The organism is Vogesella oryzagri (assembly GCF_040148885.1).
GTDB classification, from domain to species: domain Bacteria; phylum Pseudomonadota; class Gammaproteobacteria; order Burkholderiales; family Chromobacteriaceae; genus Vogesella; species Vogesella oryzagri.
Genome location: NZ_JBEFLD010000004.1, coordinates 396,792 through 412,924, shown reverse-complemented (window position 1 = coordinate 412,924; position 16,133 = coordinate 396,792). Strand labels below are relative to the sequence as shown.

Annotated in this window: 14 protein-coding genes; 6 read left to right on the top strand and 8 right to left on the bottom strand. The window is 65.2% G+C overall.

What is annotated here, in order from left to right:
• Positions 1 to 99: 99 nt before the first annotated feature.
• Genes ABNW52_RS09700 through ABNW52_RS09680 form a run of 5 tightly spaced genes read left to right on the top strand, consistent with a single transcriptional unit; the run spans position 100 to position 5,660 of the window.
• Positions 100 to 1,662 (top strand): leucyl aminopeptidase, encoded by a 1,563-nt coding sequence (locus ABNW52_RS09700; RefSeq protein WP_349586942.1) that lies wholly within the window; start codon positions 100 to 102, stop codon positions 1,660 to 1,662.
• Positions 1,649 to 2,077: a DNA polymerase III subunit chi gene (locus ABNW52_RS09695; RefSeq protein ID WP_349586940.1), complete on the top strand. Its 429-nt coding sequence runs from the start codon at positions 1,649 to 1,651 to the stop codon at positions 2,075 to 2,077. The genes ABNW52_RS09700 and ABNW52_RS09695 overlap by 14 nt, the downstream gene beginning before the upstream one ends.
• Positions 2,074 to 4,455 (top strand): hypothetical protein, encoded by a 2,382-nt coding sequence (locus tag ABNW52_RS09690; protein ID WP_349586938.1) that lies wholly within the window; start codon positions 2,074 to 2,076, stop codon positions 4,453 to 4,455. Before ABNW52_RS09695 ends, ABNW52_RS09690 begins: the two co-directional genes overlap by 4 nt.
• Positions 4,455 to 5,018 carry a cob(I)yrinic acid a,c-diamide adenosyltransferase gene (locus ABNW52_RS09685; RefSeq protein WP_349586935.1) on the top strand — a complete coding sequence of 188 codons (564 nt, stop codon included), beginning with the start codon at positions 4,455 to 4,457 and terminating at the stop codon, positions 5,016 to 5,018. Before ABNW52_RS09690 ends, ABNW52_RS09685 begins: the two co-directional genes overlap by 1 nt.
• A gap of 54 nt (positions 5,019 to 5,072) precedes the next feature.
• Positions 5,073 to 5,660 carry a thermonuclease family protein gene (locus tag ABNW52_RS09680; RefSeq protein ID WP_349586932.1) on the top strand — a complete coding sequence of 196 codons (588 nt, stop codon included), beginning with the start codon at positions 5,073 to 5,075 and terminating at the stop codon, positions 5,658 to 5,660.
• A gap of 21 nt (positions 5,661 to 5,681) precedes the next feature.
• On the opposite strand, the gene ABNW52_RS09675 is transcribed toward ABNW52_RS09680, so the two are convergent.
• The gene (locus ABNW52_RS09675; protein ID WP_349586929.1) at positions 5,682 to 6,872 is read right to left on the bottom strand and encodes an EAL domain-containing response regulator; all 1,191 of its coding nucleotides are present in this window, start codon (positions 6,870 to 6,872) and stop codon (positions 5,682 to 5,684) included.
• A 143-nt stretch (positions 6,873 to 7,015) separates the two neighbouring features.
• On the opposite strand from ABNW52_RS09675, the gene ABNW52_RS09670 reads away from it, so the two are divergent.
• On the top strand, positions 7,016 to 7,561 hold the full coding sequence (locus ABNW52_RS09670) for a hypothetical protein (protein WP_349586926.1): 546 nt from the start codon (positions 7,016 to 7,018) through the stop codon (positions 7,559 to 7,561).
• 65 nt (positions 7,562 to 7,626) lie between these two features.
• Here the strand turns inward: ABNW52_RS09670 and ABNW52_RS09665 are convergent, their stop codons facing one another.
• The 7 genes from ABNW52_RS09665 to trkA are packed head-to-tail and all read right to left on the bottom strand — an operon-like array spanning position 7,627 to position 16,029.
• Positions 7,627 to 8,739, bottom strand: a complete 1,113-nt coding sequence (locus ABNW52_RS09665; RefSeq protein ID WP_349586923.1) for a 2-methylaconitate cis-trans isomerase PrpF family protein — start codon at positions 8,737 to 8,739, stop codon at positions 7,627 to 7,629.
• Positions 8,736 to 9,962, bottom strand: a complete 1,227-nt coding sequence (locus tag ABNW52_RS09660) for a multifunctional CCA addition/repair protein (protein ID WP_349586920.1) — start codon at positions 9,960 to 9,962, stop codon at positions 8,736 to 8,738. The genes ABNW52_RS09665 and ABNW52_RS09660 overlap by 4 nt, the downstream gene beginning before the upstream one ends.
• Positions 9,959 to 10,900, bottom strand: a complete 942-nt coding sequence (locus ABNW52_RS09655) for a complex I NDUFA9 subunit family protein (protein ID WP_349586918.1) — start codon at positions 10,898 to 10,900, stop codon at positions 9,959 to 9,961. Before ABNW52_RS09655 ends, ABNW52_RS09660 begins: the two co-directional genes overlap by 4 nt.
• Before the next feature lie 25 nt (positions 10,901 to 10,925).
• Positions 10,926 to 12,809 carry a transglycosylase SLT domain-containing protein gene (locus ABNW52_RS09650; RefSeq protein WP_349586915.1) on the bottom strand — a complete coding sequence of 628 codons (1,884 nt, stop codon included), beginning with the start codon at positions 12,807 to 12,809 and terminating at the stop codon, positions 10,926 to 10,928.
• 2 nt (positions 12,810 to 12,811) lie between these two features.
• The gene (locus tag ABNW52_RS09645) at positions 12,812 to 14,266 is read right to left on the bottom strand and encodes a TrkH family potassium uptake protein (protein WP_349586913.1); all 1,455 of its coding nucleotides are present in this window, start codon (positions 14,264 to 14,266) and stop codon (positions 12,812 to 12,814) included.
• Positions 14,267 to 14,659: an SMU1112c/YaeR family gloxylase I-like metalloprotein gene (gene gloA2 / locus ABNW52_RS09640; RefSeq protein ID WP_349586910.1), complete on the bottom strand. Its 393-nt coding sequence runs from the start codon at positions 14,657 to 14,659 to the stop codon at positions 14,267 to 14,269.
• Positions 14,659 to 16,029, bottom strand: a complete 1,371-nt coding sequence (gene trkA, locus ABNW52_RS09635) for a Trk system potassium transporter TrkA (RefSeq protein ID WP_349586908.1) — start codon at positions 16,027 to 16,029, stop codon at positions 14,659 to 14,661. Before trkA ends, gloA2 begins: the two co-directional genes overlap by 1 nt.
• Positions 16,030 to 16,133: the final 104 nt, after the last annotated feature.

The following is a 16,133-nucleotide window of genomic DNA, read 5'->3' as shown; positions in this document are numbered from 1 at the left end:
TTGCCGGCCAGGAATCGTGGCTTGGCGGCCGGTTCCGAGTGGGCCACAAGCCTGCAGGAATGCGCCTTGAAGAACCCAACACACACGGTGGAGCGTCTTATGGAGTTTAACATTAAAAGCGGGAGCCCTGAGAAGCAGCGCGTAGCATGCGTTGTGGTCGGCGTTTACGAAACCCGCAAACTGTCTTTTGCTGCCGATCTGCTGGATCGCATCTCCAATGGCTTCATCGCTGACGTCCTCAAGCGTGGGGACATGGATGGCAAGCTGGGCTCTTCCCTGATTCTGCATTCCGTGCCGCACACCCTGTGTGACCGCGTCATGCTGGTGGGTCTGGGCAAGGAGCGCGATTTCCGCGCCAAGGAATACCGCGAGGCGATTCGCGCGTCGGTAAAAGCGCTGGCCAGCACCCAAGCCAACGAAGTGGTGAGCTACCTCACCGAACTGCACGTGAAGAAGCACGACGTGGAGTGGATGATCGAGCAGGCAACCGTGGTAACCCAGGATGCGCTGTATCGCTTTGACCGCTTCAAGTCGCGCCAGGAAGAAACCAAGGAACCACGCAAGTTCACCCTGGCGGTACCACGGCGCAGTGACCTGACCGATGGCGAACGTGGCCTGGGCCGCGGCCTTGCCATCGCGGCCGGCATGAAGCTGGCCAAGGATCTGGCCAATATGCCGGGCAATATCTGCACCCCTAGCTACCTTGCTGAAACCGCACGTGAAATGGCGCTGTCCTTCGGCGCCGAGGCCGAGGTGATGGGCCCGGCAGAAATCGCCGAACTCAAGATGGACTCCTTCCTGTCGGTGGCCAAGGGTAGCGAAGAAGAAGCCCGCTTTGTGGTGCTGAAGCACCTGGGTGCCAAGGACAAGGGTGACCGTCCGCTGGTGCTGGTGGGCAAGGGCCTGACCTTCGACTCCGGCGGCATCTCGCTGAAGCCGGGCGAGGGCATGGACGAAATGAAGTACGACATGGGTGGCGCCGCCGCCGTGCTCGGTGCCTTCCGCGCTGCGGTGGAAATGAAGCTGCCGCTGAACCTGATCTGCGTGGTGGCCACCTGCGAAAACATGCCATCCGGCCGTGCGCTGAAGCCGGGCGACATCGTGACCACCATGTCCGGCCAGACGGTGGAAGTGCTGAATACCGATGCCGAAGGCCGCCTGGTGCTGTGCGATGCGCTGACCTATGTCGAGCGTTTCAACCCGGCTACCGTAGTGGACGTTGCCACCCTGACCGGCGCCTGCGTGATTGCGCTGGGCAATGTGGCGACCGGCCTGTACAGCAACCAGGATGGCCTGGCCAAGGAGCTGTGGCAGGCGGGCGAAGAAGTTGGCGACCGCGCCTGGCACATGCCGTTGTGGGACGAATACCAGGAGCTGCTGAAGAGCCCGTTTGCCGACATGGCCAATATCGGCGGCCGTCCGGGTGGCAGCATCAGCGCCGCCTGCTTCCTGTCGCGGTTTGCCAAGGCCTTCGACTGGGCGCACCTGGATATCGCCGGCACCGCCTGGCGCAGCGGCAAGGACAAAGGTTCCACCGGTCGTCCGGTGCCGATGCTGGTGCAATTCCTGCAGGATCGTGCCGATATCGCGCTGGGTAACGTCGTGCGTCGTGGCCGTCCTCGCCGCGAAGTAGTCGAAGCGGCAGAAGATGACGCGGATTGATTTCTACACCCACGTTGCGCAGCCCCGGCACTTTGCCTGCCGGGCAGCGCAAACGGTGTACCGCAAGGGAGAGTCGCTGCTGATCGCTTTGCCGGATGAGCCTGCGTTGCAGGCGTTCAGCCAGGCACTGTGGTCGTTCGGCGATGTCTCCTTTATCCCGCATTGTCAGTGGCAGCAGCCCGAAGCCGGGATGACGCCGATCTGGTTGGCCGCAGGGGAGTTCCCCGAGGCCGCTGCCGGGCGGGTGCTACTGAATCTGTCTCCCGATATGCCTGCCGATCCGGCGGCATTTACCCGTATTCTGGAAGTGGTGGGCCAGGACGAGGCGTCCAAGGCCGTGGCGCGTCAGCGTTACCGCCGCTATCTCGACCTGGGCTTTGACATTCACCATCACAACATGAGTGATGTGGCATGACCGATCCGAAACATAGCGCAAGCGACTGGAATCTGCAGAACCTGCCGGTACTGACCGAAGTGGTGGACGACGAAGATGTCGGCACCCTGGATGTGCCGGCTTTTGATTTCAGCGCCGAACTGGACGAGCTGGCACGCAGCCTGCCGCCCGAAGATGTCCCTGAACTGGAACTGCCGCCCGAGTTGTCGCTGGATGACGTGCTGGGCGAGGTCGCCGGCAGTGCTGCCGGCCAGGCTCCGACTCTGGATGCCAGCAAGCTGATCGAGAGCCTGCCGTCGCTGGACCTGGAAGTAGACCTGCCGGGTGAGCTGACGCTGGATGATGTGCTGCCGGGCATGGCCATGGCGGCGGACAGCGATGGCGAAGCGGCAGAGAACACGGATTTTGCCTTTCTGCTGGATGCCGCCGAGGCTGCGGCGCCGGTGGCATCGGCCGAGGCCGGGCTCGACGCCCTGTTTGCCCGCGCGCGTTTCGAGCCGGTCTTACCCGAGGGCGATGCCGCCGCCGAGCCGTACTGCGTGGACAATGACGAGACCGCCGTGGCTGTGCTGACGGCACAGCTGGACCAGTTTGCGGCGCCGGCAGAAATGCCGGATCTGCCTGTCGACGCGTTTCTGGTCGCCGGCGCGGCCGATGCTGCGGCCAACGTGGTGACTGACGGTACGCTGATTCCGGCTGCCGAGCCCGACCCGGTATGGGCCGACAGCTGGCAGCCACCGCAACTGCCGGAACCCGCCGACGAGGTGCTGCCGCCGGTCGTTTCCGACGTGTTGGCCGCAGAACCGCCGTTGTTGGCGGAGGAAGCCGTCGTGCCGCCCCCCGAGGTTGACGGCAGCTACCACGTGTCGATGGATGATTTCCTGGCTGCGTTGCAGCCGGCCGTAACGGTTGGCGAGGCGCCGCAGATGGCAACCCCGGTTGCGACTGAGCTGGCAGACGATGCGGCCAACCTTGACGCGGCAAGCTCGACCAATGCGGCCCCGTGGGATGACACGGTTGTCGCCGCAGAGGCACTGCCAGTCGATGCCGCGTTTGCGGTGGAAGCGACCATGTCTGGCGAACTTGAGGCTGGCGAGCCGGGTGAGGTTATCGCCGTTGCCGAGTTGCCGGAGTCGGCGGCGTTGTCGGCCATTGCGGAAGATGCTGTACTTGCCGCCGATGCGGACTGGTCGCTGGGGGAACCCATGGTGCCGGACTGGCTGGCGGAGCCGCTGGCACAGCCGGAAGTAACCGCCGCATCATTGGCGCCACAGGGGGATGCCGCCCTGCCGAGCCTCGAGGCGGCGGTGGAAGCCGTAGTGTCAATGTCAGCGGCATTGCCGTCGGAGGTGCCGGAAGCACCGGCGGCGGTGCCGGTATTAACCGACGTGGCTGATTCGCTGGCCGACGATGATGGTTGGCCGCAAGAGATGGCGTCAGCCGAGCCGGAGGAGCCGACTGCCTCGCCCGCAATGTCGACATCGCCGGCCGCCGCGCCGCTGGATGCGGCCGATTGGCAGCCAGAAGCGGAAGTACCGCTCGACGATGAGCAAGCTTGGCCGCAACAAGCCGAGGCCGAGCTTGCGCCAGTGCTGGCCGACAGTCTTGCCGGCGCGGAGCAGGTTTTGCCGGCAGCAGACGAGCCGCCGCTTGAGTCCGCGGCTGAAGTGACCGTCGAGGCAGTCGCTGACTGGTCCACGCTGGATGCGGCACCGGATGCACCGCGTGTGCATGCCGCACCACCGTTGCAGACCATCTCGCTGGATAGTCTGCCGACCGGGGTGCTGGGTGGTGGCCTGGGCCTGGCCAGCACCGCGGCTGCGGCAACTGCGGCGGCCCAGCTGGGCGCCGCCGCCGAGCGTCTGCCCGGTGGTGAAGCCTGGCCGCTGCGCGATCAGCTGCGCAGCAGCGCCGACGAGCGCGACGTAGAGCTGGACTGGGCGCGCGACCTGCATGCGGAAGCGCCGCAGCGTCCGCCGGCAATGGCGCTGGAGCCAGAGGCGATGGTGATGCGTTCGCGCCGCCAGCCGGTGCCGGAAAGCAGCGAGCCTTCGCCGGCGGTTGAGCCGCCGTTTACCATGGCGCCAACGCCGCTGCCGGTCGACAGTGCCGACATTCGCGTCGAGTCGGTAACGCCGCCGTTGGCGGCCGGTTCGGCGCTCGGTAATGTGAATGAAGACGCGCTGATCGAGGCGCTGTATGCGCGGGTGTTGCCGCGCATGAAGGTCGAACTGACCTTGTGGATGCAAGACGCGCTGGAGCAGCAGGCGAAATCGCTGATTTCCGGCGTCATGCAACAGATGAAAGAAGATTTTGACATGATGCTGGCACAGTCGCTGAAAGAGTCGCTACGCGAAGCACTCGACGAAGTGGCGCCCCGGCATAGCAAGGACAACTGATGGGTCACCGTTTATCCCGCATCATTACCCGCACCGGCGATGCCGGCACTACCGGCCTGGGCGATGGCAGCCGTGTTTCCAAGCATTCGCCGCGTATTCATTCGCTGGGTGAAGTAGACGAGCTTAACTGCATCGTCGGCCTGATCCGCTGCGAGAGCATTCCCGCCGAGGTGGATGCGTTTCTGGCCGAGGTGCAGCACGACCTGTTTGATTTGGGTTCCGAGCTGGCCGTGCCGGGTTATCAGGCACTGCAGGAGACACAACTGGCCATGCTGGAACAACAGGCCGCCAGCTGGAACGAGCATTTACCAATGCTGAAAGAGTTCATCCTGCCCGGCGGCTGCAAGGCGGCGGCACTGGCGCACCAGGCGCGTGCCGTGTGCCGTCGGGCCGAACGCAGTGTGGTAGCGCTGGGGGAAGAAGAGACCACGCTGCCGGCGCTGCCGCGGCAGTACCTGAACCGGCTGTCCGACGTGCTGTTCATCCTGACGCGCCATCTCAATGCTGCGGCCAACGTTAGCGATGTGCTGTGGCGACCACGACGCCTGCAGCAGGAAAGCTGATACACACACGGCCTGCGGGCCGTGTTTCATTTTACCGTTCTGTCCGGACCTCCCATGTCTATCAATCGTCGCCAGCTGGCTGCCATCAATACCCTGTTTTCCAATGCCAGCCCGCTACGCAAATTTATGGCTGCACTGGTGCTGCTGGCCGCGTTGGCGGCATGGCTGTGGCCGCAACCCGGCGGTGGAGCGCAGACAGGGGCGCAGCTGCAGGGAACGGTGGTGGCGATCGCCGATGGCGATACGCTGACAGTACTAGATGCCGCCCAGCAACAGCACAAGGTGCGCTTCGCGTTTATCGATGCCCCTGAGAAGGCGCAGCCGTATGGTCAGCGTGCACGCCAGGCCTTATCCGAGCAGGTGTTTCACCAGGCAGTGCGGGTGGAGGTAATCGAGCAGGATCGTTATGGCCGCAACGTTGGCCGCGTGTGGCGTCAGGATCAGGACATCAACCTGCTGCTGGTGCAGCAGGGCTATGCCTGGCACTACCGGCAATATGCGCAGAAAACCCAGAGCGGCAGCGATTTTGCGCGCTATGAAGCGGCGCAGCAGCAGGCGGAGCATGATCGGCTGGGGCTGTGGCAGCAAACCACGCCGCAGGCGCCGTGGGACTGGCGCCGCAATAAGCGTGAAGCGGGCTAATGCCTGCAAACAGGTATTGGCTCAGGCCTGTGCGCTGCTGTCCTGTTCGCCCAGCCCCAGGTGTTGCGACAGCTCACCGGCACTGACCGGTACGCTGAGCAGAAAGCCTTGCAGCTCCAGATCCGGGTAGCGGCCTTGCAGATAGGCCAGGTCGTGGCTGTTGTCCAGTCCTTCGGCCACCATGCGTAGCGACAGCTCGCGGCCGATGCGGATGATGCCATCCAGGATGCTCTGGCTGCGCGGCGAATGGTGAATGCCGCGAATCAGGCTGCGGTCAAGCTTCAGCTCGGTAAGCGGCAGCTCTTTCAGCTGCTCCAGATTGGTGTGGCCGGTGCCGAAGTCATCCAGCGACAACTCGAAGCCGCGCATGCGCAGCCGCAGCAAGGTTACCAGCGTATGCCCCATGTCACTGAAGGCCATGGTCTCGGTGATTTCCAGCACGATGCGCTGCGGTGACAGCCCGCGGGATGCTACCTCGCCGACCAGCCAGTCGAAAAAATCCGCGTCCTCCAGCAGGCTGCGCGACAGGTTGATCGACAGTCGCAGATCCTGCGCGCACGGGTCGCGCGCCAATAAATCCAGGCTGGTCTGCACGATACGGCGCGTCAGCAGCACGATGAAGCCTTCGTGTTCCAGGCGGTCGATAAAGCTGCCGGGGCCAATGATGCCGTAGGCCGGATGTTGCCAGCGTGCCAGCGCTTCGATCTGCACCGCGCGTTGCTCCGTCTGGCTGTAGATGGGCTGAAAGAAAGCGCAGAACTGGTTCTGCGCCAATCCGCTGAAAATCTCTGCTAGCGGGATGGCGCGCTCCGGGTTGGGTGGGCGTTTGGCCGCCAGCAGCAGGCGCTGAACTTCGCTCTGAAACACGTCCACATCGATGGGCTTGGCCAGATAGGCGATGGCGGGAAAGCCCAGCTCTTCTGCCGCACGCATGCAGCCGGCCAGCAGCTCCGGCACGTGGCCGCTGAGTAGCAGCAGGGTGGGAATCTGCACCAGTCGCGACAGCTGTTCGATCAGCTCGATACCGTCCATGCCAGGCATGTTCAGGTCGGTGACCACCAGATCCAGTTGCGGCAGCTGGCGCGCCCGCTGCAGTGCCCAGCGTCCGTCGGGTGCTTCGTGCACCTCTACATCTGGCAGCTGCTGGCACAATGCGGCCAAGATGGCGCGCTGGCTGCCGCTGTCTTCCGCGATCAGGACGTGACTGGGCATGATGGCTCCATATCGAATAACAATTGATTCTATATAATCTGCCGCCGATTACTTATCCAGTTGTCCTTGTCGGCATGCCCGTTTTTTGCCGCCATAAAGCCGTGGCACATGGCACAATGCCGCCCTTATTGCCGGAGAACATCATGCAGAATGCCGAACTTTCCCACCGTATCGCCACCCTGCTGCAGGCGGGGCGTGCCAAGCAGGAGATTTATGCCGAGTTGCGCGGCAGTGCCGGCAATGATGCCCAGCTGGCCTATCTGCTGGCGGCCAGCGCCAGTCCGGCGCGCAAGACGCAGCTGCTGCCGAAAAACCGTGCGTTGATCGTGGTGATGGTGTTGCAGGCGCTGCTGGCACTGTTTGCTGGCTACGCCGGTGGTCAGTTGCTGGGCGGCAGCGCCAGTTTGTGGATGGCATTGTTTTATGCGCTGGTGCCGATCGCCTTTGCCGCCGGCTTTTCACGCTATCTGGCCGCGGCGTTCAATGTATACCTGCTGTACACGCTGATTCGTCTGCCACAGCTTTTGGAGCAGGCCCTGGCCGGTGGTTTGCTCAATCTATGGCTGCTGCTGTTGGCGGTGCTGACCCTGTTGCTTACCTGGCATGTGCGCCGTGGCCTGTTTCCGGATTTCACCGTGACCTTGCAGCCGCGCCGCGACGCCAGCGGTAATTTCAGCTTCAGCGATTAACACACCGGCGATGCAAACAATGCGGCCAACCTGTACAAGGTTGGCCGCATTGTTTTGTGCACCGCTTAATCCGGTACATACAGCGTGCCGCTTAGCAGCGGCCGGGCGGTGCGGGTCATGACCACTTCCGCGATATGCCAGCGGCCGTCTTCGCCGCTGAGCACTGTCGACAGCGTCTGGCTGCCACTGGCATGGGCGAAGCACAGTGGCTTGTCGCGCCAGCTGCCGCCGCACAGCTCGGCCACCAGTGTGCCGTCGATGGCGGCCGCGGCAGCCAGGGCGATGGCGCCGGTGCCGGTGTAGGCATGATGCAGCCGCCCCATCGACAGGATGCGGGCGGTCAGCGCGCAATCGGCGCTGCGGGTTGGCGACAGAAAACTGATTTTCGGCGTTGCCGGCCGTTCACGGCTGATCTGCCGCGGGTCACTGCCCAGCCCCATGCGTACCGCGCCGGCACAGCGCGCCCACTCCAGTCGTTGCAGCGTGTCCGCATCCAGCTCGTCGCCACGCTCTTCGCCGTCTAGGCCGAAGTCGGCGGCGCGTACAAACACGGTCGGGTTGCCGGCGTCGATCAGGGTGGCGGCCAACTGTTGCCCATCCGGCAGCGTTAACAGATCGCATGCCTGGCCGCTGGGAAACAGCCGCCCGCTGGCACCGCCGGCCGGGTCCAGGAAGCGCAGCCGGATTGGCGCGCCGGGAAAAGCCACGCCGTCGATGCGGTAGTCGCCCCACCAGACCGGCTCACCGTGCTGCATGTGCAGCTCGGCAATGATGCGTTTGCCGATATTGGCCTGCCAGATGCGCACGCTGACCGGGCCGTCGGCGGCCACGCCTGCCACCATGCCTTGCTGCAGGGCAAACAACGGCACGGCGGCGCTGAGGTTGCCGCAGTTGCCGGACCAATCCACCAGCGCATCGGTAATGGAGACATGGCCGAACAGGTAGTCGATATCGCAATCCGGCTGGCTGGACGGCCCGATCAGCACCGCCTTGCTGGTGGTGGAGATGCCGGTGCCCAGGCCGTCGATCTGCTTGCCGTACGGGTCCGGACTGCCCAGCGCGCGCAGCAACAGCCGCTCGCGCGCCGGAGTGTCGGTCGGCAGCGCGTCCATGCGGAAGAACAGCCCCTTGCTGGTGCCGCCACGCAGCAGGGTAACCGGCAGGCTGCGATAGCTCATTGGCGGGCATCCCATTGCTGCTTGCAGGCCGACAGCGCCTGTAGCCGGGCGGCGTCCACCGCTTGCGGGATGGTTTTTTTGTCGCTGCAGTCACGGGCCACGGCGCCGGCATCCACGCCGGCGGCTGCGGCCAACATGGCGGCCAGGTAGTCGGCCTGCGGGTAGTCGGCGTGTTCAAAGTGCAGGCGGCCGCGGGCATCGGCCAGGCAGGCGGCCAGCATCTGGGTGAAGCGCTCCGGCCGGCGTAGTGCGTCGCAATCACGCAGCAGGCGCTGTACGGTATCGGCGCGCAACTGGAAGGCGGTGTGCACCTTGGTGTGGTTCAGCGCGGTGATGCGCGCCAGATCGCGGCAGTCGGTCGGCACCCGCAGCCGTTCGCATAGCGCCAGCAGCGGCTTCTCGCCGCGCTGTTCGTGGCCGATGTGGCGCGGTAGCACCTCCGGCGGGGTCAATGCCTTGCCCAGGTCGTGCAACAGGCAGGCGAAGCGTACCGGCAGTGGCTGCTGGTTGGCCGCCGCGTAGTCCAGCACCCGCATCACGTGATCGCCGGTGTCGATTTCCGGGTGGTAGTCGGCACGCTGCGGCACGCCGAACAGCGCGTCCACCTCCGGCAGCAGCCGCGCCAGCGCGCCGCAGTCGCGCAGCACCAGAAACATGCGTGACGGGGTGTCGGTCATCAGCCCCTTGGCCAGCTCTTGCCACACGCGCTCGGCCACCAGCGCATCCACCTCGCCAGCGGCCACCATCTGCCGCATCAGCGCCATGGTCTCCGGCGCCACGCTGAAGTCAAAGCGGGCGGCAAAGCGCGCCAGCCGCAGAATGCGCACCGGATCCTCGGCAAACGCCGGGCTGACATGGCGCAGCACGCGTGCGCGGATATCGGCGATGCCGCCGTAGGGGTCGATCAGGCTGCCGTCGTCGTCCTCGGCAATGGCGTTGATGGTGAGGTCGCGGCGGATCAGATCTTCTTCCAGCGTCACGTCCGGCGCAGCATGAAAGGTAAAGCCGTGATAGCCGCGGCCAACCTTGCGCTCGGTGCGCGCCAGCGCGTACTCCTCCTGCGTCCTGGGGTGCAGGAACACCGGGAAATCCTTACCCACCGGGCGGAAGCCCTTGGCCAGCATGGCTTGCGGCGTCGCGCCCACTACTACCCAATCCCTGTCCTTTACCGGCAGCCCCAGCAGGCGGTCGCGTACTGCGCCGCCAACGATGTAGCACTTCATCGGCGCGCCGCCTTGGCACGGTAGCCATCCAGCTGGCGCTTGAAGCCGGCGTTGCCCAGATACAGCGGGGCGACGCTTTGCAGCGCCGCGGGTGCAAAGCCCAGCAAGTCGCTGGGGAAGGGCTGGCTGCTGGTGTTGTCCACCCGCAGCGAGCGCACGTTGTCGCGGCTCAGCAGCGTGGGGCCGGGCAGACACTCCATCAGCGTGGCCTGCAGCATGGCCAGGCTTTCCGGCAGGCCGATGATGGTGCGCGGATGGCCGCTCAGCGTGGCCGCGTACGCCACCAGCTGGCGCAGGGTGTAGGTGCCGGGGCCGGTGAGGTCCAGCGTTTGGCCGATGGTGGCCGGTTTGCGCAGGCAGGCGGCCATCGCGCGGGCCACGTCGTCCACCCACACCGGGGAAAACCGCGTGTCGGCGCCGCCCAGCGGCAACAGTGGCGCGGTGGCGGCCAACGTGGCGAACATGGTGAGGAAGCTGTCGCCGGCGCCAAACACCACCGACGGGCGCAGAATGGTGTAGTCGAGGCCGCTGGCCCGCACCAGTGCCTCGCCCTTGCCCTTGGTCTGCTGGTAGTCGCTGGGGGCGTTTTCCGCGGCGCCCAGGGCGCTGATGTGCAGCAGGCGGCGGATGCCCAGCTGCTGGCAGGCGGCGACGATATTACCCACCAGCGTGACATGGGCGCGTTCGAACGCGGTGCGGCTGCCATGCAGGATGCCAACCATGCTGATCACCGCATCGTGCCCGACCAGCAAGGCGCGCAGCTGCTGCGGGTCGTGCACATTGCATTCCACCAGCTCCACCGTCGGCAGGTGCAGGAACGCCTCGCGGTGCCGCTCGCGGTTGCGGGTGGCGATATCCAGACTATGGCCGTCGCGGGCAAGGTGTTCGGCGATGTAGCTGCCGATAAATCCGGCACCGCCAATAATGGCAATTTTCATCGTGTGTAATCCCCGTATGACTGGCCTAGCGCGGTGGAATCACGCCCAGGCGTTGCTTGAGCGAGCCGCCGGGTTGGCGGAAGGCACCGGCGTAATACACCGCATTGGCCATGACTTTCTGCACGTAATCCCGCGTTTCGTTGAACGGGATGGTTTCAGTGTAGATGGCGCCTTCCAGCGGCATGCTGGCTTGCCAGCCGCGCGCGCGGCCCGGGCCGGCATTGTAGGCGGCGGTGGCCAGCACCGGCTGGCCCTGCAGGCTGTCCAGCACATAGCGCAGATACCAGGTGCCCAGGCGGATATTGGTGTCGATGTCGTTGACCTGGTAGTTGCCCAGGCCGATCTTGCCGGCGACCCAGCGCGCGGTGGCCGGCATCAGCTGCATCAGGCCACTGGCGCCCACGCCGGAGCGCGCCACATTGTAGAAGCGGCTTTCCTGGCGGATCAGGCCGTATACCCAGGCCTCGTCGATTTCCAGCTGCTGCGCGTAGGGGCGGGTGATGTCACGGTACGGCGCCAGGTAGCGCAGGCCGAAATCGTGGCTGGTCTTGGTGCGTTCCGCCGCGTAGATCGCCATGTCGTACTGGCCCTGGCTGCGCGCCAGCTCGGCGGCGACCAGCAGTTGCTCGTCGCTGCGTTCGCGCATCGCCCAGCGCCAGACGCGGCGGCCTTCTTCACGCCATTCGCCGCGCCCGCTGCGCTCGGCCAGCGCAAACAGCGCCATGGCCTGGCGGATGGGCAGTTCTGCGGCCAACTGTTGCTGCAAGGCGCTGCTGGCGGTCACTTTTTCCGGCTGCGATTCCAGCGCCGAGCCCAGTTCTTCGCGTGCCAGCAGACCGTAGTAGTTGTGTTCGAAGCTGGTCTTGACCAGCAACGGGGTGGCTTCGGTGCCACGGCCCAGCGCGCGCAGGGCGCGGGCGCGCCAGTACTGCCAGCCGGGCTTGGCCGCCAGATCGGCCGGCAGACCGCGGCTGATCTGTTCCAGCTTGGCCCAGTCCTGCAGCCGCAGCGCGGCGCGCAGCCACCACTCCCATTGCTCGTCGGTCAACTGTGCCGGGTCGGCCTGCGCGTAGGCGTCCAGTGCCTGCTGCATGTCCAGCCGCCGTGCCGCCGCCAGCCCCAGCTGGCCCCAGACAAAGCCGGCCTGGGCATCAGACAGGCCGCTGCGGGCGCGGGCCAGGCTGTCCAGCGCGCTGCTGTAGTTGCTCTTGCCCAGCTTGACGATGGCTTGCACCTGCTGCTCGTTGCCACCCGGACGGAAAAATTCGCCATCCAGCCCGGCGGCCTGCGCCAGTCGGCGTGCGGTGGTCTGGAAGTTGCCGTTCAGCAACTGGCGCAGACGCGCCGCCACCTGCGGCTGGGTAAGCAGCTGGCGCGACGCCTGCTCGTCGATCAGGCGGGCACAGCCATCGGGCAGGGTGGTGGACAGGTAGTCGATGTCGGGGCGCACGCTCTGGCGGCGCTGCAGAGTGGCCAGGCTGATATAGCAGCCGGCTTCTTCGTCGCGGGCGGTGTCAGACAGCGCCGGCGCCGCCTGCAGCAGGTCGTCCCACTGGTAGCGGCGGCCCATGTCCTCGATCAGTTCGTTAAGGGTGCGCTCGACCAGGTAGCCGCTGCGAAAGCGGTTGATGAAGGCGCGCGCCGGCACGCTGTCGCCGCTTTCCAGCGACTTGAGCGCCTGCCAGTAGGCCGGCCAGTTGTCCAGCAGGCCGCTGTCGGCCTGTGCGCTGATGCTGGCCAGGGTGGTGACGTCGCCCTTGCGGTAGGCATCGCGGGCATCGAACAGCTGGGTGTCGCTCAGGGCATGGCTGGTGGCCGGCAATAGGGCCAGCGCAAGCGCCAGCGGGCGCAGCCATGATGCTCTGGCGTGCCGGCGTTGGTCGCCGGCAGTGGGGGTGGTGTGCAGCATGATTATTTTCGCCAGAAAGTAGGGGTAAACAGTATCAGGATGGTAAAGATTTCCAGACGGCCCAGCAGCATGGCAAAGCTGCAGACCCAGGTCTGGAAGTCGCTTAAGCCGGCATAGTTGCTGGCCGGGCCCAGTTGGCCGAGGGCGGGGCCGGCATTATTGATACAGCTTACTATGACCGAAAAAGACGAGATGAAATCCAGACCGCTGGCAATCATGGTGAAAGTCAGCAGCACCACGCTGATGAAATACACAAAAATGAAGCCCAGCACCGAAAACGCCACGCTGTCTGGAATCACCCGTGTACCTATCATCAGCGGCAGCACTGCGCGCGGATGCAGCAGGCTGTTCATCTCGCGGTAGCCTTGGCGGGTCAGGATCAGGGTACGGATCATCTTGATGCCGCCGCCAACCGAGCCGGAGCTGGCGGTCACGCAGGACAGGAACAGCATCCACAGCGGCACCACTATCGGCCACTGCGCGTAATCCACGCTGGCAAAGCCGGCATCAGTGGCGATGGAAATCAGATTGAATGATACGTGGCGCAGCGCGGCGTGAAAGCTGTAGATGTCCAGCCACCACAGCCAGCCGCTAAGCAGCAGGATGCTGCCGGCCAGCAGCGCCAGGATGTGGCGAGCCTCGACGTCCAGCAGGTAGAACTTCAGGCTGCGGTTGCGCCAGCACAGGAAATGGGTGGCAAAGTTCAGTGCGCCCAGCACCATGAAGCAGGACAGCACCAGCTCGATGGCCGGTGAGTCGAAGTAGGCGATGCCGGCATCGTGGGTGGACACGCCGCTGAGCGACATCGCCGCCAGCGCATGGCACAGTCCGTCGAACGGCGTCATGCCGGCCAGCCACAGGCACAGCATGCACAGCAGTGTGAGCGCGGCATACACGTACCACAGGTTGGCCGCAGTCTGGGCAATGCGCGGCGCCAGCTTGCTGTCCTTCATCGGTCCCGGAATCTCGGCCTTGTACAGCTGCATGCCGCCGATGCCCAGCAGCGGCAGAATCGCCACTGCCAGCACGATGATGCCCATGCCGCCCACCCAGTTGATGAAATGGCGCCAGAAGTTGATGGCTGGCGGCAGGCGGTCCAGCCCGGACAGCACGGTGGAGCCGGTGGTGGTCAGCCCGGAGATGGCCTCGAAAAAGCCGTCGGTAAAACTGAGACCGGGCACGTACAGCAGCATGGGGATGGCCGACATCAGCGCGAAGGTGATCCACAGCAATACCACCAGGATGAAACCATCGCGCGGCTTGAGTTCGCGTTCGAAACGGCGGGTCAGCAGCCACAGCAGGCTGCCGGCCGCGCCGCCGGCCAGCGCGGACAGCGCGAAGTGGCGGGCAGTGCCGTCGTCATACAGCCAGGATACCGCGCAGGGGACGGCGAACAGCAGCGAGTACAGCAGCACCAGCTTGGACAGCACATGCAGGATGGGCAGCAGTTTGCTCATTCAGTCCGCCTGTTCATACAGCTCGATCGGCAAGCCGTCCGGGTCGGCCAGAAAGGTGAAGCGCTGGCCGGTGTACTCGTCCACCCGCACCGGCTCGCATTCAACGCCGGCGGCCTGCAGGCGGGCGATTTCCTCATCCAGCTGTGCCACGCGCAGCGCCAGATGACGCAGGCCGCAGGCTTCCGGCCGGGTTGGCCGTGGCGGCGGGGCGGGAAAGCTGAACAGCTCGATCTGGCTGCCGTCGGGCAGTACCAGATTGAGTTTCCACGAGTCGCGCGGCTGGCGGTAATGCTCGGACAGCACGCTAAAGCCCAGCGTGTCGATGTAGAACGCACGGGCGCGCGGGTAGTCCGCGGTGATGATGGCAAGGTGGTGGATGCCGCGGATGGCCATCAGAAGAACCCCAGTTTGACTTGGGTGAGTTTTTCGATCTGCCGCACCTTGTGGCGGCCATGTACAAAAAAGATCACGTGGTCGTCGGTCTGCAGCTGCAAGTCGTGGTGCGCCATCAGCACCTGCGTGCCGCGCAGCACCGCCACGATGCTGCAGCCGCGTGGCAGGGCGATGCGCTCCAGCGTGCGACCAACCAGGCTGGAGGTGTTTTCGTCGCCGTGAATCACCACTTCCATTACCTCGGCCGCGCCACGGCGCACCGGCTGCGCCGCCACCACGTCGCCACGGCGCAGGTGGGCGAGGATGGAGCCGATGGTGGACAGGTAGGGCGAAATCACGATGTCGATGCGGTTGCCTTCCAGCAGGTCCACGTAGCTGGCGCGGTTGACCAGCGCGATCACCCGCCGCGCGCCCATGCGCTTGGCCAGCAGGGTGGACATCAGATTGTCCTCGTCGTCGTTGGTCAGTGCGCAGAACACGTCCATCTCGTCCACGTTTTCGCCTTCCAGCAGGCCTTCGTCGGTGGCCTCGCCGTGCAGCACCAGCACCTGCGGCAGGTTTTCCGCCAGCCAGCGCGCGCGCTGCGCGCCGTGCTCGATCAGCTTTACTTCGTAATGGCCGGACAGCATGCGTGCCAGCCGGTAGCCGATATTGCCGCCGCCGGCGATCATCACCCGCCGCACTGGTTTCTCGCTGGCGCGTAGTTCACTCAGCATGGCCGGCACATCGGCACGGGCGGCGATGAAGAACACCTCGTCGTCGGCTTCCAGCACGGTATCGCCATCCGGGTAGACCAGCTTGTCCTTGCGGTAGATGGCGCAGATGCGGCAGTCGGTTTCCGGCATGTCGGCGCGCAGTTGGCGCAGCGGTTTGCCCAGCAGCTTGCCGCCGGCCTCGGCGCGGGTAACCACCATCTGCACCAGGCTGCCGGCAAAGTCCAGCACCTGCAGCGCGCGCGGATAGGCCAGCACGCGCAGCAGGTTGTCGGTGACGATCTGTTCCGGGCAGATGGCATGCTCGACGCCGAACTGCGTCATCACCGGCTGCTCGCCGTCGACGTAATCGGTGGCGCGCAGACGGGCAATGCGGGTGGGCACGTTATAGCGCTGCTCGGCCAGCGCGCAGGCCACCAGATTGGTTTCGTCGTTGCGGGTCAGCGCCAGCAGCATCTCGGCTTCCTCGATGCCGGCGTCGCGCAGGACGGCCGGCTGGGCGGCATTGCCGTGCACGGTGCGGATGTCCAGCCGGTCCTGCAGCAGCTTCAGCAGGTTGCTGTCCTGGTCGACCAGGGTGACATCGTTGCCTTCGCCAACCAGGTTTTCTGCCACGCTGGCGCCAACCTGGCCGCCGCCGAGAATTAGGATTTTCATGCCGAGAGATCCGTGCCGGTAGCGCGCGCAGGGGGCGCGCACTGTGCTGGGTTTACGTTGTGTGCCGCGTCGTGGCGGCGTGGGCGCGGCCAGATTATGCCATT